The following is a 20,028-nucleotide window of genomic DNA, read 5'->3' as shown; positions in this document are numbered from 1 at the left end:
GGCGCCGAGAGCCAGGCTTTCTGTACCGAAAGCCCTGACTACCAGTCGAGCAGGCGGGCCAGGCGCTCGCGGTGGTGGGCGGCGCCGCCGAGGAGCAGCGCGTCGGCGCGGGCGCGGCGGAAGTACAGGTGCGCGTCGTGCTCCCAGGTGAAGCCGATCCCGCCGTGCAGTTGCACCGTCTCCGCGGTGACCGTGCGATAGGCCTCGGAGCACCACGCCTGGGCCACCGAGGCCGCCTCGGCCAGCGCGTCGGGGGAGCCCTCGGCCTCGACCGCCCGGACGACCGCGGAGCGGGAGGTCTCCACCTGCACCAGCAGGTCGGCGCAGGCGTGCTTCACCGCCTGGAAGCTGCCGATCGCCCGGCCGAACTGCCGCCGCTCCTTGACGTAGCCCACGGTCAGCTCGAGGCACGCCTCCGCGCCGCCCAACTGCTCGGCGGCCAGCGCGATGGCCGCGACGTCCAGCGCCGGGGGGACGACGGCGCCGGCCGAGCCCCCGCTGGTCAGCCGGGTGGCCGGGGCGTCGGTGAACGTGACGGACGCCGCCGGCCGGGACAGGTCGAGGCTGTCGAGGCCGACCGCGGTCACGGCCGGCCCGGCGTCCACGGCGAACAGGTCGGGGCCCGCGTCCGTCTGCGCGGCGACGACGAACAGTGCCGCCCCCGCGGCGCCGGGCACGACCGAGAGGACGCCGTCCACGGTGTCCCCGTCGGCCCGCAGCTCCACCGCCGCCGGGTCCCACACGCCGTCCGGCCCCGTGACGCCGGCCGCGGCGACCTCGCCGGCCGCGACCCGGGCCAGCGCCGCATCGGCAGCCGGCCCCGCCGCGGCGAGCAGTTGGCCGGCGAGCACGGTCGAGGTCAGGAACGGCACGGGCAGCAGCGCCCGGCCGAGCTCCTCGCACACCGCGGCCACCTCGGCCAGCCCGCCCAGGCCGTCGGCCCGTTCGGGCAGCCCCAGCCCGCCGAGGCCGATCTGGGTCGCGAGGACGTCCCACAGCTCCGCGTCGAAGCCGGGGCCCGCCGGGTCGAGCCGGCGCACGGCCTCGGGACCGCCGGCGTCCTGGCACACCTCGCGGACGGCGGCGCGCAGGTCCTGCAGCTCCGCGGCGCGCTCGGCGTCCAGGAGCGTCATGCCCCGGCGTCCTTGTCGGCGGCGTGCGCGGCGGCCAGCCGGGCGATCGGCACCCGCTGCGGCGAGCAGGAGACGTAGTCGAGCCCGAGCGGCGCGATCCGCAGGATCGAGGCCGCGTCCCCGCCGTGCTCGCCGCAGATGCCGAGCTTGATGCCGGGTTTCACCGACCGGGCCTTCTCGGCGGCGATGCCGACCAGGGCGCCGACGCCGTCCGGGTCGAACTCCGCGAACGGGCTCGCCGACAGCAGACCCTCGCCGATGTAGTGGGTGAGCAGCCGGCTCTCCACGTCGTCCCGGGAGAAGCCGAAGGTCATCTGGGTGAGGTCGTTGGTGCCGAAGGACAGGAAGTCCGCGTGCTCGGCCAGCTTGTCGGCCATCAGCGCGGCCCGAGGAGTCTCGACCATGCTGCCGACCAGGTACGGGACCCGCACGCCGGTCACCCGCTCGACCCGGTCGGCCGCCCGGTGCACCTGGCCGATCGCGATCTCCAGCTCCTGGGGGATCGACACCAGCGGGATCATCACCTCGAGCTGCGGGGTGATGCCCTCCCCGGAGACGGTCACCCACGCGGAGAACAGCGCCTCGGCCTGAGCCGGGTAGAGCTCCTCGTTGAGCAGCGCCAGCCGCACCCCGCGCAGACCCAGCATGGGGTTGACCTCGCGCAGCTCGGTCGCCCGCCGGGCGTGCTCGGGGTCGGCGTACGTGGCGTCGTGCGGCAGGAACTCGTGCAGCGGCGCGTCGAGCAGGCGCACGGTCACCGGCCGGTCGCCGACCGCGCGCAGGAGGGCCTCGAAGTCCTCGCGCTGCGCGTCGGTCAGCGCCTGCAGCGCCGCGCGATGGGCCTGGTCGTCCTCGGCGAGCAGGAAGCTGCGCACCACCGGCAGCCGCTCGCCGAGGAACTGGTGCTCGGTGCGGCACAGCCCGATGCCCTCGGCCCCCAGCCGCATCGCGATCTCGGTCTCGCGGGCAGTGTCGGCGTTGGTCCGCACGCCGAGCTGCCGCTCCAGGTCGGCCCAGGCCAGCAGGCAGTCCAGCTCGGCCGGCGGCTCGGCCGCGCGGATGTCGACCCGGCCGAGGTAGATCCGCCCGGAACGGCCGTCGACGGTGACCTCGTCGCCCTCGCGGATGGTGTGCCCGCCGGCGGTGACCGTGCCCTCGTCCCGGTCGATCTTCAGCGCGCTGACCCCGCAGACCGCCGGCTTGCCCGCGCCCCGAGCCACGACGGCGGCGTGCGAGGCCAGCCCTCCGCCCGTCGTCACGACCGCCTGGGAGGCCACCAGCGCCGGCACGTCGCCGGGCGTCGTCTCGGTGGAGACCAGCACGGTGGGGACGCCGCCCGCCGTGAGCTCCAGCGCCCGCTGCGCGGTCAGCGCGACCAGGCCGGAGGCCGCCCCCGGCGACGCCGCGAGCCCCTCGGCGAGCTGTGTCTCCGCGCCGGTGAGCCGCAGCTGGGGGTGCAGCAGCTCCTGCACGGTCTGCGCGCGCACCGCCCGCACCGCCGCCGAGCGCTCGATCGTCCCCGCGTTGGCGAGGTCGACGACCAGCCGCAGGCCGGCCCGCGGGCTCGCGTGCTCCACCCGCGTGGCCGACAGCAGGGCGAGCTTGCCGTCCCGCAGCTCGAAGGTGACCTGGGCGACGGAGCGGAAGTGGTGCTCGAGCGTGGCCAGCGTGTGCCGGAGCAGGTCGGTGCCCTCGGGGAGCGCCGACAGCGGCTCGCCGGTGCCCGCCGGCTGCGGCGAGCTGCGACCCACGCCCCGGTGGAACGTGCCGTGCGGCTCGAGCGCGCCGGTCTCGGGGTCGCGGCTGCTCGCGGTGCCGTGACCCGACCGTTCCCACGGGCCGATGTACAGCGCCTGTACGTGCAGCGCCAGGCCGAGGTCGTCGGGCAGCTTCTGCGCCCGCCGGGCGCGGCGGCCGCGGGGGGAGTCCCAGCGACGCAGCAGGGCCCGCGCGGCCAGCGCCAGTTGCTCGGCGGGGTCGTCGGGGAACGGCGCGCTGCCCTTCTGCGCGATCAGCTCCATCACCGGGGGGAGCTGATCGGGGCTGGTGACGCCGGCCAGCACGTCGTCGAGGTCGTCCGGGTCGACGTCGAGCGCCTCCACGGCGATCAGCCGCAGCGTCGTCGTCCAGACCTCGTGCAGGTGCGCGTCGCGGCCGATGACCTCCACGATCCCTGCGGCGTTGGCCGGGGTCACGCCGAGCGCCGGCAGGTCCGGCGGCAGCCCGGCGGCCGGCACGGGCGCGCTGGGGACCAGGCGCAGCAGCAGCGGACGGTCGGCCGAGCCGACCCGCCGGCCGGTCATCTCCTCCACGAGGTCGACGGCCTCGCGGGCGGCGGCGACGTCGGTGAGCTCCCGCGCCCGGCTGACCGGCGCGGTGAGGCCCGAGACCGTGGGCAGGCCGAGCGCGACCAGGCGGTCCATCTGGTCGCCGTGGACCCCGAGCTCCTCCGGGCCCAGGCCGCGCACCCGGCCCTGCCCGAACGGGACGAGTCGTGCGGTGGGGGCCGGCGGCCCGGGCGGGTAGGCCATCAGACCGTCTGGCCGCGGACCAGCTCCGCCTCCAGCCGCTCGTCCTCGGCGCGGCTGATGCCGAGCAGCAGCAGGAGCTCCTGGTGCAGGTGCATCCAGACCGTGTGGTACGAGTGCGACAGCGGCGAGGTCAGCGCCGACGGGTCGCCGTCGTCGAGCTTCTCCAGGGCCGCGGTGAGGTCGGCGCGGTAGTGCCCGAGCCGCGGCTGGGCCTCCGCCATGCGCCGCAGGATCCGGCCGATCGCGTCGTCGACGTCGTCCAGCCGGTCGCGCACGCTGGCGTCGTAGCTGGCGTCGGCGTGGTCGTTCGGCGAGCCGTCCGGGCGCAACTGCCAGGCCGAGCACACCTCGCGCAGCTCGTGGTTGACCGGCAGGAACTTCTCGAACAGCGGCCGCAGCGCCTTCTCCTCGTCGCCGCCCGGGGGCAGGCGGAGCAGCTGCTGGGCCGCGGCGGTGCCCTCGGGCGTCGGCATGATCAGCGGACCCTTGGCCATCGCCAGCCCGGCGTCGACCAGCCCCTGCTGGGCAGGGGAGAGGGCGCCGCGGTGCATCCCCTGGACCACCAGCGCGACCAGCGCCTCTCGTGTCGATTCGTCGAGGGAACCTGCGGAGGCGTCGGTCATGCCGGGACTTCCTGTCGTCGAGAGGCGGGCCGCGGTGTCAACGGTCGGCGGCCGACGGATGTGACAGCCGCCATAGTCACAGTTAGCGGAGACGTCGTCAAGAAAGCCCTGATCGGCCCCTTGCCCCGTCCGAGCGCCCACTTTATGGTCGCGGAACCAAGTAAGTCAGGACGACGACGGAGGGCGCCATGACGGCGGAAGGACTGCGGGCCGCACGCGGCCTGGCGGAGCGCTACGCGGAAGTCGTCGCGAGCCTCACCCCTGACGACTGGGCGCGGCCCAGCCGGTGCGCCGGCTGGTCGGTGCAGGACCTGGTGGCCCACACCGGGTCGAACTTCCGCGTGCTGGCCGAGCCGCCCGACCCGTCGGCCCCGGCGCCCCCGGTGGACACCGCCGAGCAGCTCCAGGACCTGCTGGTCGAGCAGCGGCGCGGGTGGTCCAGCGAGCAGGTCGCCGCCGAGTTCCGGGACTTCCTCGACCCGGCGATGGCGGCGCTGGCCGCGGTGCAGGACGAGCCGCTGGCCTCGGCCCCGCTCACCCTCACCGACCTGGGCACCTACCCGATGCACGCCCTGGCCGACGCCTTCGCCTTCGACCTGTGGTGCCACCTCACCGTCGACCTGCTCGCGCCCACCGGGCCGGTCGAGCGGCCCCGCCCGGAGGCCACGGACGACGTCCTCGGGCCGGGCATCGGCTGGATGCTGGCCGGACTGCCGCAGATGTGCCCGTCGGTGTCGAAGGTGCTCGACCGGCCACTCGGCCTGCGGCTGACCGGGCCGGGCGGCGGGGAGTGGACCCTCGTGCCCGGCGAGCCCCTGCTCGGCATCGTGTCCGGTCTCCAGGAGCCGGTCGCGACCGCCACCTCCACCGCGACCGACTTCGTCCTCTGGGGGACGACGCGGACGCCCTGGCGGAACTCCGTCCGCGTCGACGGCGACGAGCACTACGCCGCGCGCGTCCTCGACGAGGTGAACATCGTCTGATCAGCTCGGCACGCGGTCCAGCACGTAGGAGCCGGGCGCGGGCTCGCGGGCGGGGTGCTCGGCGGACCCGGCCGTCGTCGGCGCCGGCACCTCGTCGCCCGAGCGCTCGAGCATCCACTCCGACCACGCCTCCCACCAGCTGCCGGACCGGCGCTCGGCGGTGGCCTGCCAGGCGTGCGGGTCGGCTCCGGGCTTGCCCCCGGTCCAGTAGCTGGCCTTCGGGTTGCCGGGCGGGTTGACCAGGCTCTGGATGTGCCCGGCGTTGCTGAGCACGAAGGTGCTCGGCCCCGACAGCAGCTGCGTCGTCCGGTAGCAGCCGTCCCACGGGGTGAGGTGGTCGGTGATCGCGCCGGTGACGAACGTGGGCACGGTGATCCGGCTCAGGTGCACCGGCGTGCCGAGCACCTTGAGCGCCCCGGCCTTGACCAGCGAGTTGCCGCCGAAGATGTCCAGGAACTGCTCGTGCAGCCGGGCGGGCAGGTTCGTCCCGTCGGCGTTCCAGGCGAGGATGTCGAACACCGGCGGGTCCTCGCCCATCAGCCACTGGTTGACCAGGTAGTTGAAGACCAGGTCGTCCGGGCGCATCCAGGTGAAGACGGCGCCCATCTCACGCGCGGAGATGATGCCCTTCTTGCGCGAGTTGCGCCGGGCGATGTCGAGCATCCGCGGGCCGGAGAACGCGCCGATCGGCGCCCGGCTGTGGAAGTCCAGCAGCGTCACCGCGTAGCCGGCGTTGCTCACCCGGTCGTCGCCGGTCGCCGCGAGGTGGTTGAGCACCGTCGTCATGACGATGCCCCCGGCGCAGAAGCCCAGGGTGTTGACGTCGGGGGAGCCGGTGATCTCCCGGGCGACGTCGATGGCGTCGAGGACGCCGCCGGCATAGGTGTCCAGGTCCCAGTCGGCCTGCTCCTTGGACGGGTTGCGCCAGCTGATCATGAAGACCTGCAGGCCCTGGCTCACGGCGTACTCGACGAAGCTGCGCCCGGGCCGCAGGTCCAGGAAGTAGTAGCGGCCGATCGGCGGCGGCACGATGACCAGCGGGCGGGTCCGCACGGTCGGCGTCGACGGCGTGTACTGGATCAGCTCCAGCACCTCGCTGCGGTGGACGACGGCGCCCGGGGTGACGCCGAGGTCCTCGCCGACGGTGAAGGCGGTGCGGTCGGTCTGGGCGGGCAGCCCGCCGTTGTGCCGCAGGTCGGAGAGCGCGTGGCGCGCCCCGCGGACCACGCTGCGGCCGGCGGTGTCGAAGGCGCGCTTGAGCGCGGCCGGGTTGCCGGGCAGCGTGTTGGTGGGGGCCAGCGCGCTGGTGAGCGCGTTGACGACGAACCGGGCCGTCTCCACCTCGCGCCAGTCGGCGCCGCCGGCCTCGTGCGCGTCGACCAGGCGGGTCAGCGACCCGCTGACCGCCAGGTATTCCTGCGCGAGCCGCCGGTACACGGGGTTGGCCGTCCACGCCGGGTCGGCGAACCGGCGGTCCTTCGGCGCCGGTGCGATCTCGTCGGTGCCGCGCAGGATGCGCACGGTGTCCTTCCCGAGCCGCGCCGCCTCGCGGGCGAGCGGCCGCGGCTGGGCCAGGACCGAGAGGAGCGTCCGGGCGATACCGCGGGGGGAGGGGAGGCCTACCGGTTCCCCACCCTCGACCGACGCCAGCGCCTCGGTCTCGGTGCTCGGGACGGGCTGCTCGGGCGCGCCCGGCCGGTCGGCCGGTTCGGTCTTCCGCGATGGCCGCTCGGTGGTGGTCATGCCGCCCTCCCGGGCTGTGAGGTGCATCACTGTCCGTTCCGACCCTAGGTCCTCGGGTGGGGAACGGCACGGCATGGCCTGGTGCCGGCCCGGGGCCCAGGCCACGATGGGGCGATGCCCTTCGACGTCGACCGGCTGCTACGCCTGCGGTTCGAACCCCTTCCGGACGACGCCGCCGAGGCCGCGTTCCGCGAGCTCTACAACGACCCGGTGTCGGTCAACGGCGAACCCGTGGGGACGACGGAGCTCGTGGCCCGGGCGCGGGCCCTCCAGGCGGCGATCGAGTGGCCGAACATCCGGGTGCTGTCGGTGGTCGACGGGGGCTCGAAGGTCACCGTCGTCTACCGGATCCAGGGCCGCCAGATCGGCCCGCTGACCACGGCGATCGGGCCGGTGCCCGCCACCGGCCGCGTCGTGGAGCTGCGCACCATCGAGGTGCTGACCCTCGCCGGAGGGCGGGTCCGGGAGATCTGGACGGTGGCCAACGAGCTGGGCGCGCTGGCCGCCGTCGACGCGGTGTGGCTGTCGTCGCAGGCCCCACCCGACGGCGGCGACACCTTCTACAAGCCGTGGGAGCACGAGGAGAGCGAGCACCTGCACGGGCACGACGACGAGCACGACGAGGAGCTCGCCGGCTGAGCCTCGCCGGCTGGCCCCAGCGACCGGCTCAGCCGGCTCGCCGCTCCAGGCCGTCGAGGATCAGGTCGAGGCCGAACTCGAACTCCTCCGCGTAGTCGTAACCCGGCTGCATCACGTGGAAGGTCGTGAACTCGTACAGGTGCGGGAACTCCGCGACCGGGAACTGCGCGAGCATCGTCCGGGCCAGCTCCGCCGTCTCCTCCGGGGTGTCGAACGGCAGGCCGCGCTCCTGGAGAGCGAACCCGTAGACGTAGCTGTCGATCGCCGAGAACGCGTGCGCTGCCAGCTCCAGCGAGAAGCCGGCCTTCCGGAGGCAGCCGAGGACGGCGTCGTGCGCGCGCAGTGTGGCCGCACCGGGATGGGTGCGGGACTCCATCAGGCCGATCGCCCAGCGGTGGCGGGACAGCGCCGCGCGGGCCGAGATCGCCCGCTGCCGCAGCGCCACCTTCCAGGGCGCGTCGGCGGGTAGCTCTATCTCGGCGAAGACGACGTCGATCATGCCGTCGAGCAGGTCCTCCTTGCCGCCCACGTGGTGGTACAGCGACATCGCCTCCACCCCGAGCGCCTGGCCCAGCTTCCGCATGCTCAGCGAGTCGAGGCCGGACTCGTCGGCGAGCGCGACGGCTGCGCGCAGCACCTGATCCCTGGTGATCCCCTTCGCGTTCCTCGGCACATTGACAACCTTACGTCGTAAGGGAGAGACTTACGCCGTAAGTCACCCCGAGGCAGGAGACCGTGATGGCCCACACCGGGTTCGAGCAGCGCAGCACGACGATGACGGCCGTTCTCCAGGACCGGTACGGGTCCGAGCCCGAGACGGTGCTGCGGCTCGGGACGGCGCCGCGGCCCTCGATCGGGGACGGTGAGGTGCTCGTGCGGGTGCGTGCGGCCAGCGTCGACCGCGGCACCTGGCACCTGATGGCCGGCCTGGCCTATCCGATCCGGCTGGTGTTCGGCCTGCGTCGGCCGAGGTTCGCCAACCCCGGCCGCAACCTCGCCGGCACCGTCGAGGCCGTCGGCCGTGGCGTCACCGGTTTCCGGCCGGGCGACGAGGTGTACGGCGTCGCGGCCGGCAACGGCACCTTCGCCGAGTACGTGGCCGTGGGGTCCGACCGGCTGGCGGCGAAGCCGGCGAACCTCTCCTTCGAGCAGGCGGCGGCCGTCCCCGTCTCCGGCAGCACGGCGCTGCAGGCGGTGCGCGACCACGGCCGCGTGCAGGCGGGGGAGAAGGTCCTGGTCATCGGGGCCTCGGGCGGGGTCGGCAGCTTCGCCGTCCAGATCGCCAAGGCGCTGGGTGCGCACGTGACCGGCGTGGCCAGCACGGGGAAGCTCGACCAGGTGCGCGCCCTCGGGGCCGACGACGTCCTCGACTACACCGCGGGGGACGTCGTCGACGGCCGGCGCCGGTACGACGTCGTCCTCGACATCGGCGGCAACCGCCCGCTGCGGCAGCTCCGGCGCGCCCTCACCCCCAAGGGACGGCTGGTCATCGTCGGCGGGGAGACCGGCGGCCGGTGGCTGGACGGCCTGGACCGTCAGCTGCGCGCGGTGCTGCTGTCGCCGTTCATCGGCCAGCGGCTCGGCTTCTTCGTCAACAAGGAGAACGCCGCGGACCTGACCGCGCTCCGCGAGCTGATCGAGGCCGGCGCGGTCACGCCGCTGATCGACCGGACCTATCCGCTCGGCGAGACCGCGGCGGCGATCCGCCGGATGCTCGACGGCCGGGCCGCCGGGAAGCTGGTCGTCACGATCGAGTGATGCCTGGTCGGGGCGGTGCCGACATAGGATCCGGCGCGTGCGGCCGTTCCTGTTGCTGGCGTCGCGCGCCGAGGACGCTGCCGCCGACGGCGAGTACGCCGCTTTCGTGAGGTTCTCGGGTCTGCCACCCGAGCAGCTGCACCGCGTCCGGCTGGAGGCGGGGCCGCTGCCCGACCTGGACCTCGACGACTACGCCGGGATCATGCTGGGCGGCAGCCCGTTCAACTCCAGCGATCCGCACGAGACCAAGTCACCGGTGCAGCGCCGGGTCGAGGAGGAGCTTGCCCGTCTCCTCGACGAGGTCGTCGCGCGCGACTTCCCGTTCTTCGGCGCCTGCTACGGCGTCGGGACGCTCGGCACGCACCAGGGCGGGGTGGTCGACCGGACCTACGGCGAGGCGCTGGCCTGCGTGCCGATCCAGCTGACCCCCGAGGGGACGGCGGACCCGCTGCTGGCCGGGGTGCCCGAGACGTTCGACGCCTTCGTCGGCCACAAGGAGGCCTGCCGGGTGCTGCCGCCGTCGGCGGTGCTGCTCGCGACGTCGGCGGCCTGCCCCGTGCAGATGTTCCGGGTGAAGCAGAACGTCTACGCCACCCAGTTCCACCCCGAGCTGGACGCACCGGGCATCTGCGCGCGGGCCCGGGTCTACCAGCACTACGGCTACTTCCCGCCCGACGAGCTCGAGTCGCTCATCGCCCGGCTCTCCCTCGGCGTGGTCACCGAGCCCGGCCGGCTGCTGAAGAACTTCGTCGCCCGCTACGGGAAGGACCCCCTGCCCCCCACCGCTCGCACGCTCGCGGCGGGACCCTGCAGGGGGCCACACACCCCTTAGCCGACCGGCTGGCGTTCGTAGCGGCGGACGACGTCGAGCTCGATGACCCGCGAGGTCCCTGCCGGTTCCGGGCCGAGGGTCCGCGCCAGCACCGGCGCGAGCTGGTCGGCGAAGAACCTCTCGGCGTGCTCCTTCGACTCCCACAGGGTCACGATCCGGAGCTCGCCGTCGTCCGAGCGGCCGACGAAGCGTGCCTCCATGCCCTCGGGCGGGCTGCCCAGCGCGGCGAGGACGGCGTCCACCTGCTCCAGCGACTGCGGCGGGGTACCGACGGTGATGCACTGCATGACTTCCTCCTCATCCGGGTGGCCGGAGCGGCCACGGGAGGAACGCTAGGAACCGGGCCGGGGCGCGGGATCCGCCGGATGACTCATTCCTCTGCTCATCCGCGCACGCCGGCGACCCAGGCCGCGATCTGGCTGCGCGTCGTGAAGCCCAGCTTGGTGAGGATGTGCTGCACGTGGTTCTGGGCGGTGCGTTCGGAGATCACCAGCCGCGCGCCGATCTGCCGGTTGGTGAGGCCTTCGGCGACCAGCCCGGCCACCTCCCGCTCGCGGGCGCTCAGCCGCCCGCTCGAGCCGGCGCCGAGGTGGGCGACCAGCGCCGCGGCCCGGTCCCGGTACGCCGTCATGCCCAGACCCCGGACGAGGCGGTCGGCGTGGCCGGCGGCGGACGACGCGCGCGCCGCGTCGCCGGGGTGGTCCCGCGCGACCAGGGCCGTGGCCAGCCAGTAACGGGCCTCCGCGGCGAAGCCGGGGGCACCGGCCCGTTGCGCCGACTCGGCCGCGGTCGCCAGGTCGTCGATCGCCCGGTCGAGCCGGCCGAGCGCCAGGGCACCGCGGCCCAGCACCAGCTCGACGGGGCCCCGATAGGCGACGTTCTCGGCGACCACGTGCTCGCCGCGGAACGGCTCGAGCCGGTCCAGCAGGGCGGCGACGTCGTCGGGGCGGCCCAGGCCGGCGGCGGCGAGGACGCCGGAGGCGTACGTGTACAGGACGTGGAAGGGCGGGGGACGCCACTCCGCGACGGGACCGGCCTCCAGGTACGAGGCCGCCGCCTCCTCCGCCAGGCCGGTCGCCAGCAGCAGGAGCGACCGGTGGACGGGGCCGAGCGTCCGGAACAGCGGCAGCGGATCGAACCCCCGCCGCGCGAGACCGGCTGTCTCGTCGGTCATCCCGAAGTGCTCGGCGAGGATGTACTGGAGCACGATGTACGCCCCGCGCGCCGGGCGGGGCTCGATGACCCGCATCCGGTCGTACGCGCGCCGGCCGGCGGCGGTCGCCTCGGCATACCGCCCGGTGGCCTGGGCGAGAAAGGCCGTCGTCCGCTCCAGATGCCAGTGGTCGATCGGCCCGCCGGCTCGCTCGACGGTCATCCGCAGGACGGCGAGCTCGTCGAGGGCGGCGGCGAGCCGCCCGGCTTCGACCAGGGCGTCGATCCGCCACAGCCGGCCCCACATGGCGGCGCGCAGGTCGTTCCTGCGGTGGGCCAGCAGGAGCATCTCGGAGGCGACCCGCTCGCGCTCGGCCCGGCCCGGCGGACCCGGGAGGGCCTCCTTGCGGGCGTGCAGCGCGTCCATGAGCGCCGCGTCGTCGCCCGACGCCCGGGCGAGGGCGAGGGCGGCCGCGCTCGACGCCCGTACCCGGTGCTGGTCGCCGTCGTAGAGCGCGAGGTGACTGCGCTGGGCGAGCAGCCGTGCCCGCAGTGCGCGGGAACCGGTGTCCCCGAGGGCGGCCAGTGCCTGCTCGCACAACTGCCCGGCGACGGTGTTGAGGCCGGCGTCGGCCGCGGCCTGCACGACCAGCGCGGCCTCGGCGAGCAATTCGGGGCTGTGTGCCGCACGCGCGGCCTCGGCCGCGTCGGTCGCCGCGTCCGCGCACCCGGCGAGATCTCCGGCCAGGTGGGCGGCCCGGGCCAGTGCGGTCAGCACCCGGCAACGGTCGACGTCGGGGAGGGGGGTCGCCGGCATGGCGAGGGCCGCTCGGTACAGGCGGATCGCGTCCGCGAACGCCAGGCGCCGAGCCGCCTCGCCCGCGGCTCGGAGGGTCCAGTCCCGCGCGGCGCCGGCCCCGCCGTACGGAACCAGTGCGGTCCAGTGCGCGGCGATCGCGCCGAGGTGGTCGCGGAGGTTGCCGGCGTACTCGGTCTCGATCGCCTCCGCGACGGCGCGGTGCAGGGCGATGCGGGCGGCGGTCGCGAGGGAGTTCTCGACCGCCTCCCGGGTGAGCGCGTGGACGAAGCGGTGACCGCCGCCGGAGCCCACCGGATCGACCAGCCCGTGGCCGACGGCCTCGTCGATGAGGGGCAGGCACGCCGATACGTCGTCGCCGAGGACCCGCGCCACCAGGGCCGGCGAGAACTCCCGCCCCACGATCGCGGCCGCCTGGACGAACCGGCGGCACTCGGCGGAGACGCGGTCGAGACGGGCCCGGACCACGTCCACCACACCGCGGGGCGGCCGGTCCTGCTGCCACGTCCCGTCGGCCATCGCCCGGGCCACCTCCCGGACGAACAGCGGGTTGCCGCCCGTGAGGCCCAGCACGGTCCGGGCGTCGTCCCCGCCGAGCCCCGCTCGAGACAGCTGCTCACCCACCTCGGCGAGGTCGAATCCGGCCAGCTCGATCCGCTCGACCGCCGGCGACCGGTAGAGGTCGGGGAGGACGCCCGGCAGGACGCCCGCGGGGCCGACGTCGCGGAAGGTGGCGACGACGAGCAGCGGACGGTCGCCGAGTCCGGACGCCAGGTGCCGGAGCGTGAGCAGGGACGACTCGTCGGCCCAGTGGATGTCCTCGAGGACGACGACGAGAGGACCGCTGTCCGCCGCCGCGCGCACTGCCCGGCTCACGTCGTCGAAGACGCGGAACCGGTCCGCGGGGGAGGCCACCTCCGTCGAGAGGAGGCGGTCGGCGTCGGCGCCCAGGGAGCGCAGCACCTCCCGCCACGGCCAGAACGGGGGTGCTCCCTCCGCCTGCGGGCAGCGTCCCCAGGCCACCGAGCACCCGGCGGCGAGGGCCACGCCCGCGAACTCCTGGGCCAGCCGCGACTTGCCGATGCCCGGCTCACCGGCGCAGAGCACGAGCCGACCGGCCCCCCGGTGGGCGGCGCGGATCCAGTCGCCCCAGGCCGCGAGCTCCCGCCGGCGTCCGACGATGGCCTCGGGCGTGGCCGCCGGCACTCGCGTCGGCGTCCTCGGGGGGCTCGCCATGACCACGGAGCCTGGACCTCGGGACCGGCGGGCACCAGGGGGCGGCTACCCCTGCGGGACCGGAAGGCGGGTGCGGGCGCGGCGGTGGGCGGCCATGCGCACCGGCGCGTCGGCGGTGCCGTAGCCGTCGTAGCCGTCGAGCCGCTGGACGAACTCGACGAACAGCCGGTCGCCGAGCACCTCGGTCGACAGGTGCAGGTAGCCGCCGCGCTCGTCCTCCTCGTACATCAGCCCGTGCTCACGGATCGCGGCCAGCAGGGCCTCGTCGAGGTCGAAGCGGGCGTCGAGGTCGTCGGCGTAGTTGGCCGGCAGCGCCAGCAGCGGGGCGCCGGCCGCGCGCAGCGCCGTCGCCGTCGCGACGAGGTCGTCGGTCGCGAACGCGACGTACTGGGGCTCCGGGACGCCGGGCGCCCAGCCCCCGCGGCGCAGCGCCGCGGCCGACAGCGCCAGGCGCACCGCACGCCCCGGGTCGGTGACGGCGCGGATGCGGACCAGCCCGAACGGGGCGGCCACCTCGGCCAGCGCCTGCGGCTCCAGTCCCAGCACCGCCCGGTAGAACAGCCCCGCTTCGTCGAAGGAGTCGAACGGCTGGGTCAGGCCGATGTGGTCGACCCCGGTGACGCCCACGCCGGGGCCGGCCTCCTCGCCGGTGTCGAGGAAGTCGTGCGGCCAGCCGTCGGGGACGGTGCGGGTGAAGAACAGCTGCGTGCCGTCGGGCGCGGCGACCGCCGAGAGCTCGGCCTCGGCGCGGCCGCGGCTGCGGGGCAGCACCGGTGCCTTGACGAACTCGGCCCGGGCCGCCGAGCGCCCCGGGTCCTCGCTCTCCAGCCCGAGCGCGGCCACGGCGGCCACGCCCGCGGCCCCCGGCCGGACGACGGCGGCGTTGAGCAGCACCCGCGCACCGCCCTGCTCCCACAGCTGCACCGGCTTGGAGCGGTGCTGGCCGGTGTGCGTGAAGCCCAGCCGGCCGAGGACGTCGGCCAGCCGGGGGCCGGAGATCCCGTCGACGCCGACCTCGACGAACGACCAGCCGGTCAGCGCCGGCCCGGCCGGGGGAGCGGTGCGCCCGAGGGACTCCTCGAGCCAGAGCAGCGAGCGCATCGCGTCCACCGCCGTCCGCGCCGGGTCGGACTGCCGGAAGACGTCGTTGAACACCTCGAGCGACAGCGGGCCGGTGTATCCGGCCGCGAGGACGGCGTCGACGAACCCGGTGAGGTCGAAGGCGCCCTGCCCGGGGAAGAGCCGGTGGTGCCGGCTCCACGAGAGCACGTCCATGGACAGCTGCGGGGCGTCGGCCAGCTGCAGGAAGAACAGGTTCTCCGCGGGGACGGCGGCGAAGCCGGCCGGGTCCCCGCCGCGGGAGAGGACGTGGAAGCTGTCCAGGCAGAGCCCGAGCGCGGGGTGGTCGGCACGGCGGACGGCGTCCCACGAGGCGTCCCAGGTGGAGACGTGCCTGCCCCACGCGAGGGCCTCGTAGGCGATCCGCAGGCCGCGCTCGCCGGCGCGGGCGGCGGCGGTGGCCAGCTGCTCGGCGAGCCGGTCGGGGTCGGCCACCGCGTCCGGCGCCACCGACGAGCAGACCAGCACGGTGTCCACGCCGAGCTGCTCCATGACGTCGAACTTGCGGTCGGAGCGGCGCAGGTTGCGGGCGAACCGCGCGTCGTCGGTGGAGTCCAGGTCGCGGAACGGCTGGTAGAGGTCGATGGACAGGCCGAGGTCGGCGCAGCGGCCGGCGAGCTCCTTCGGGCTCCAGGGCGAGGAGATCAGGTCGGGCTCGAAGAGCTCGATGCCGCGGAAGCCGGCGCCCGCGGCCGCGGTCAGCTTGTCCTCCAGCGTGCCGGACAGGCAGACCGTCGCGATCGACCGGTGCTGCTCAACCGACACGGGCGCCGTCCCCGACCAGCTCGGTGAAGTGGGCCAGCATCCGGTCGGCATCCGGCTCCACGCCGGTGAAGAGCTTGAACGCGTCGACCGCCTGGAAGACCGCCATGCCGCCACCGTCGAGGACCCGGCCGCCGCGGGCGCGGGCGGTGCGCACCAGCTCGGTCTCCAGCGGCCGGTAGACGATGTCGGCCACCCACAGCTCGGGCCGCAGCAGCTCGGCCGGCAGCGGCAGGCCGGGGTGCGCGGCCATGCCGGTGGGGGTCGCGTGCACGAGGCCGTCGGCCGCCCGCACCGCGCCGGGGAGGGCGGCGAGGTCGTCGCCGTCCACCCGGGCCGCGCCGAAGCGCTCCCGCAGCGACGCGGCCAGGCCGCGCGCCCGCTTGGCGTCGACGTCGAGCACGGTCAGCCGGCGGACGCCGAGGGTCAGCAGGGCGTGCGCGACGGCCGCCCCGGCGCCCCCGGCGCCGAGGAGGACGACGCGGTCGAGCGCGGCGTCGGGCAGGCCGCGGTCGAAGGACCGGGCGAAGCCGGACCAGTCGGTGTTGTGCCCGATCGCCCGGCCGTCGCGGAACACCACGGTGTTCACCGCGCCCAGCGCCGCGGCGTCGGGGGAGAGCTCGTCGAGGTGGGGGAGGACCAGCTGCTTGCAGGGGTGCGTGACGTTCAGGCCGTCGTAGCCGGCCAGCCGGGCCGCGGCGAGCAGGTCGCCGATCGCCTCGGCCGGGAGGCGGAGCCGGTCGAGGTCGAAGCGCCGGTACAGGTAGCGGATGCCGAGCTCGTCGGCCTCGCGCTCGTGCAGGGGCGGGGTCAGGGACGGCCCGATGCCGGTGCCGACGAGGCCGACCAGGAAACCGCGGGAGCTGGGGGTCACGAGCGCCTCCGGCCTGTGTACCAACTGGTGAGTTAGTACTGAGGGGACCACATCCGCGCGCCGACCGCCAGCCCTCGGTGTGATTCGGATCGCCGTCGTCCGCCGTAGGCTCCGGTCCGGGACCGTCGATCCGTGGAGGAACCGTGAGCGCACTGCCGTCCGGCGCCGACGCCGCCGAGCTCGGCGTCCCCCCGGAGCGGATCCGCGACGCGGAGCGGACCCGGGCCGACATCCTGGCCGTGGCGACGGCGGAGTTCGCCGACCGCGGCTACGCCGGCGCCCGCATCAACGAGATCGCCGCCAAGACGAGCACCACCAAGCGGATGATCTACTACTACTTCGGCGGCAAGGAGCAGCTCTACATCGCGGTCCTGGAGCAGGCGTACAGCCGCATCCGCGGGCTCGAGCAGCAGCTCGACGTCGAGCACCTCGACCCGGTGGACGCCGTCCGCGAGCTGTGCGGGCTGACCTTCGACCACCACGAGGCGCACCCGGAGTTCATCCGGCTGGTCAGCATCGAGAACATCCACCACGCCGAGCATCTCGCGCACTCGGCGGTGCTCTCCGGACTGGCGAATCCCGCCCTCGACGTCCTCCGCGCGATCCTCGAGCGGGGCTGGGACGCCGGCCTGTTCCGCGAGGACGTCGACGCGCTCGACGTGCACCAGGTGATCAGCGCGTACTGCGTCTTCCGGACGGCGAACCGGCACACCTTCGGCGCGATCTTCGGCCGCGACATGCTCGACCCCGCGCGGCGGGAGCACCAGCGGCGGCTGCTCGGCGACCTCGTGGTCGACTACCTGACCGCCCGGTAGGTCAGGCGGTCAGCTCCGCGGCGTAGACCGGCCACTCGTCCGGGACGCCCTTGAGCCGGTGCGTGCCGCGGTCGGCGAACGCGAAGCCCGCGCCGGCGACCAGGTCCTTGACGGTGCGCGTGCACAGCACCTGGTCCGGGCCGGCGAGGGCCAGGACCCGGGCGGCGATGTGCACCGCGATGCCGCGCACGTGCCCGTCGACCAGCTCGCACTCCCCGGTGTGCAGCCCGACCCGGAGGCGCACCCCCAGCTCGGCGAGCTGACGGCGCGCGGCGACCGCGGCGCGGATCGCCCGCGCGGGGCCGTTGAAGGTGGCCAGGAAGCCGTCGCCGGTCGTCTCCACCTCCCGCCCCCGGAACCGGACGAGGTTCGTGCGGACCACCTCGTCGTGCTGCTCGAGCAGCCGGCGCCACCGCCGGTCGCCCAGCTCGGCCGCACGGGCCGTGGAGTCGACGATGTCGGTGAACATCACCGTCAGCACCACCCGGTCGGCGTCCGCGGCCGGCAGCCGGCCGGTGAGGAACTCCTCCGTGAGAGCCAGGACGGTGTCCTGGTCGCCGAGGAAGGGCAGGTGCTCCTCGCCCGGCAGTTCGCGCAGCGTCGCGCGTGGAAGATGTTCGGCCAGGTACCGGCTGGCCCCGATCGCGGCCATCCGGTCCTCGGTCCGGTGCAGCACGAGGGTCGGCGCGTGGACGGCGCCGAGCAGGCCCCGGATGTCGACCGGGCCCAGCGCGGTGACCTCGTCGATGCTCTCCACCGCGCTCGACGCCGAGAGCCAGAACGTCGCGAACCAGCGGCGGGTGGCCGCATCGGCGGCGTCCTCCCGGGAGAAGTACGTGAGGAGCTCGCCGAAGTCCATCGCCCCGTCGCGGAGCCGCGCGAGGAGGCCCGCGCGCTGCTCGGGCGTGCTGCCCCACGGGTAGTCCTCGGTGCGCAGGCTGGCCGGGTGCGCCGCGAACGTCACGACCGCCGCCGTCCGCTCGGGATGCGTGGCGGCGAACAGGAGGGCGAGCCGGCCACCCAGGTGGCAGCCGAAGAAGGCGGCCCGCCGGGAGCCCACGGCAGCCAGCACCGTGGAGATGTCGTCCATCCAGTCCTCGAAGGCGTGCCCCGTCGGCCCGCGGTCCGACAGCCCGTTGCCGACCCGGTCGAAGAGGATCAGCCGGGCGAACGAGCCCAGCCGCTCCAGGAACTCGGCGAAGGCCGGGTGCTCCCACATCAGGGCGAGGTGGGTCGGATAGCCGAACAGGAACACCAGGTCCAGCTCGCCCTCCCCGAGCACCTGGTAGGCGAGGTTCGCCCCCCTCGGCGTGCGCGCGAAGGAGACCGGCGGGCCGAACCGCATGCAGGGCACCGTAGCCCCGGTCCCGGTCGCCGAGGGATCCCTACGGGGCTGACCTGGCCGTCTGCACCGGACTTGACAAGGTGACCGCGGTCACCTCACCATCTGGTACGTAACCAGTTGGTACATAAGCCGCTGGGGACGCCGTCCGAGCCTCGACCGGGGCGCGGGCGGCCACGGGGGCCGGTGATCCCGGCCGCTTTCCGCAGGACTGCATCGACGCACCGCTGACCGCACCCGGGTCCGTCCCGGACCGCCCCCTCCGGCAGGACGAGATCGCTGCCGCCGCGCCTCCCAGGAGACCGACATGAGCTCGACCACCGCGCCCGGTGGGCCCACCGCCGAGCGGATGCCGCGCAAGGCCGCACTGGCCAGCTTCGTCGGCAGCGCCCTCGAGTACTACGACTTCTTCATCTACGGGGCCGCCGCCGGGCTGGTGTTCCCCGACGTGTTCTTCCCCGAGTCCGACCCCTCCACGGGCGTGCTGCTCTCGCTCGCCACGTTCGGGGTGGCCTACGTGGCCCGGCCGATCGGTGCGGTCATCATCGGCCACTTCGGCGACCGGGTCGGCCGCAAGAAGATGCTGGTGCTGACCCTGCTGATGATGGGCGTCTCGACCTTCCTCATCGGCGCGCTGCCCTCGTACGCCGCCGTCGGCGTGCTCGCCCCGGTGCTGCTCGTCGCCCTGCGCATCCTGCAGGGGCTCTCGGCCGCCGGTGAGCAGAGCGGCGCCAACTCGATGACCCTGGAACACGCCCCGGAGGGCCGGCGCGGCTTCTTCACCAGCTTCACCCTCGAGGGCACGCAGGCCGGCCTCATCCTGGCCAACCTCGTCTTCCTCCTCGTCGCGCTGCTGCCGGAGGACCAGCTGCTCAGCTGGGGCTGGCGGATCCCGTTCTTCCTCTCCGCCCTCGTCGTCGCCGTCGGCTACTGGGTGCGCCGGTCGCTGCCGGAGACGCCCGAGTTCGAGCGTGAGAAGCAGGAGCACGCCGTCCCGAAGCTGCCGGTCGCCGTCCTCTTCCGCGACCACTGGGCCTCGGTGCTCCGGGTCGTGCTGTGCGCCCTGGTCTCCGTGGTGAGCACGATCGTCGGCACCTGGTCGCTGGCGCAGGGCACGAGCGATGCGATCGGCATGGAGCGGACGACGCTGCTCTGGATGGTCATCCTGTCCAACGCGGTCGCGCTGGTGGCCCTCCCGCTGTGGGCGAGGCTGTCGGACAAGATCGGCCGTCGTCCCGTGTTCGCCTTCGGCGCCCTCGGCTCGGCCGCCGCCGCCTTCCCGTTCCTGTGGGCGCTGCAGCAGGGCAACGTCGCGCTGGTCTTCCTGTTCGGCATCCTGCTCTCCGGCGTCATCTACTCGGCGGCCAACGGCATCTGGCCCGCGCTGTACGGCGAGATGTTCGACACCCGCGTCCGCTACTCGGGCACGGCGATCGGCACCCAGATCGGCTTCGCCCTCGGCGGCTTCTCCCCGGCGATCGCCACGGCCATCGTCGGCGAGGGCTCCGGCGGGTGGGTGCCGGTCGCGCTGCTCACCGGCGGCGCCGCCGCGATCGCCGGGCTGTGCGCCCTGACGACGCGGGAGACCGCGCACGTGCCGCTGGAGGAGCTGGGCCGCAAGGACGCCCGCGTCCGGAGCGACCGTGAGCTCGCCACCGCCTGATCCGTC

General features: G+C 74.6%; 16 protein-coding genes. 6 read left to right on the top strand and 10 right to left on the bottom strand.

Annotation, left to right across the window (positions count from 1 at the left end; translation table 11 throughout):
• Positions 1-38: 38 nt before the first annotated feature.
• Genes ACWIYF_RS18025 through ACWIYF_RS18015 form a run of 3 tightly spaced genes read right to left on the bottom strand, consistent with a single transcriptional unit; the run spans position 39 to position 4,287 of the window.
• Entirely contained in the window at positions 39-1,133 is a 1,095-nt protein-coding gene (locus ACWIYF_RS18025; RefSeq protein WP_448624201.1) for an acyl-CoA dehydrogenase family protein, read from the bottom strand.
• Positions 1,130-3,664, bottom strand: coding sequence for a putative PEP-binding protein (locus ACWIYF_RS18020; protein ID WP_448624200.1), 2,535 nt, complete (start codon positions 3,662-3,664; stop codon positions 1,130-1,132). The genes ACWIYF_RS18025 and ACWIYF_RS18020 overlap by 4 nt, the downstream gene beginning before the upstream one ends.
• Positions 3,664-4,287 carry a hypothetical protein gene (locus ACWIYF_RS18015; RefSeq protein WP_448624199.1) on the bottom strand — a complete coding sequence of 208 codons (624 nt, stop codon included), beginning with the start codon at positions 4,285-4,287 and terminating at the stop codon, positions 3,664-3,666. Before ACWIYF_RS18015 ends, ACWIYF_RS18020 begins: the two co-directional genes overlap by 1 nt.
• Before the next feature lie 188 nt (positions 4,288-4,475).
• On the opposite strand from ACWIYF_RS18015, the gene ACWIYF_RS18010 reads away from it, so the two are divergent.
• A complete protein-coding gene (locus ACWIYF_RS18010; protein WP_448624198.1) occupies positions 4,476-5,270 on the top strand; it encodes a maleylpyruvate isomerase family mycothiol-dependent enzyme in 795 nt (264 codons plus the stop codon).
• On the opposite strand, the gene ACWIYF_RS18005 is transcribed toward ACWIYF_RS18010, so the two are convergent.
• A complete protein-coding gene (locus tag ACWIYF_RS18005) occupies positions 5,271-7,013 on the bottom strand; it encodes a PHA/PHB synthase family protein (RefSeq protein ID WP_448624197.1) in 1,743 nt (580 codons plus the stop codon).
• Positions 7,014-7,127: 114 nt separating this feature from the next.
• Here ACWIYF_RS18005 and ACWIYF_RS18000 point away from each other — a divergent pair, with 114 nt between their 5' ends.
• A complete protein-coding gene (locus tag ACWIYF_RS18000; protein WP_448624196.1) occupies positions 7,128-7,652 on the top strand; it encodes an ester cyclase in 525 nt (174 codons plus the stop codon).
• A gap of 28 nt (positions 7,653-7,680) precedes the next feature.
• On the opposite strand, the gene ACWIYF_RS17995 is transcribed toward ACWIYF_RS18000, so the two are convergent.
• Positions 7,681-8,325 (bottom strand): TetR/AcrR family transcriptional regulator, encoded by a 645-nt coding sequence (locus ACWIYF_RS17995; protein WP_448624195.1) that lies wholly within the window; start codon positions 8,323-8,325, stop codon positions 7,681-7,683.
• Between the two features lie 65 nt (positions 8,326-8,390).
• On the opposite strand from ACWIYF_RS17995, the gene ACWIYF_RS17990 reads away from it, so the two are divergent.
• Both ACWIYF_RS17990 and ACWIYF_RS17985 read left to right on the top strand, forming a co-directional pair.
• Positions 8,391-9,410, top strand: a complete 1,020-nt coding sequence (locus ACWIYF_RS17990; protein ID WP_448624194.1) for an NAD(P)-dependent alcohol dehydrogenase — start codon at positions 8,391-8,393, stop codon at positions 9,408-9,410.
• A gap of 37 nt (positions 9,411-9,447) precedes the next feature.
• Positions 9,448-10,242, top strand: coding sequence for a glutamine amidotransferase (locus ACWIYF_RS17985; RefSeq protein WP_448624193.1), 795 nt, complete (start codon positions 9,448-9,450; stop codon positions 10,240-10,242).
• Here ACWIYF_RS17985 and ACWIYF_RS17980 read toward each other — a convergent pair.
• The 4 genes from ACWIYF_RS17980 to ACWIYF_RS17965 form a co-directional block, all read right to left on the bottom strand.
• Complete coding sequence (locus tag ACWIYF_RS17980) at positions 10,239-10,529, bottom strand: hypothetical protein (RefSeq protein WP_448624192.1); 291 nt, start codon at positions 10,527-10,529, stop codon at positions 10,239-10,241. The two genes, ACWIYF_RS17985 and ACWIYF_RS17980, sit on opposite strands and share 4 nt — an antisense overlap.
• A 95-nt stretch (positions 10,530-10,624) precedes the next feature.
• Positions 10,625-13,447, bottom strand: a complete 2,823-nt coding sequence (locus ACWIYF_RS17975; RefSeq protein WP_448624191.1) for an ATP-binding protein — start codon at positions 13,445-13,447, stop codon at positions 10,625-10,627.
• 45 nt (positions 13,448-13,492) lie between these two features.
• Entirely contained in the window at positions 13,493-15,331 is a 1,839-nt protein-coding gene (locus tag ACWIYF_RS17970; protein WP_448624190.1) for a TIM barrel protein, read from the bottom strand.
• A complete protein-coding gene (locus ACWIYF_RS17965; protein ID WP_448624189.1) occupies positions 15,321-16,202 on the bottom strand; it encodes a shikimate dehydrogenase in 882 nt (293 codons plus the stop codon). The genes ACWIYF_RS17970 and ACWIYF_RS17965 overlap by 11 nt, the downstream gene beginning before the upstream one ends.
• Positions 16,203-16,345: 143 nt before the next feature.
• Between ACWIYF_RS17965 and ACWIYF_RS17960 the strand changes: the two genes are divergently transcribed.
• Positions 16,346-17,017 carry a TetR/AcrR family transcriptional regulator gene (locus ACWIYF_RS17960; RefSeq protein ID WP_448624188.1) on the top strand — a complete coding sequence of 224 codons (672 nt, stop codon included), beginning with the start codon at positions 16,346-16,348 and terminating at the stop codon, positions 17,015-17,017.
• Between the two features lies 1 nt (position 17,018).
• On the opposite strand, the gene ACWIYF_RS17955 is transcribed toward ACWIYF_RS17960, so the two are convergent.
• On the bottom strand, positions 17,019-18,362 hold the full coding sequence (locus tag ACWIYF_RS17955; protein WP_448624187.1) for an adenylate/guanylate cyclase domain-containing protein: 1,344 nt from the start codon (positions 18,360-18,362) through the stop codon (positions 17,019-17,021).
• 304 nt (positions 18,363-18,666) lie between these two features.
• Between ACWIYF_RS17955 and ACWIYF_RS17950 the strand changes: the two genes are divergently transcribed.
• The gene (locus ACWIYF_RS17950) at positions 18,667-20,022 is read left to right on the top strand and encodes an MFS transporter (protein WP_448624186.1); all 1,356 of its coding nucleotides are present in this window, start codon (positions 18,667-18,669) and stop codon (positions 20,020-20,022) included.
• Positions 20,023-20,028: the final 6 nt, after the last annotated feature.

Source organism: Geodermatophilus sp. URMC 64, assembly GCF_053502555.1.
Note: the sequence above shows the minus strand (reverse complement) of the source record. Positions and strands in the feature narration are given on the sequence as shown.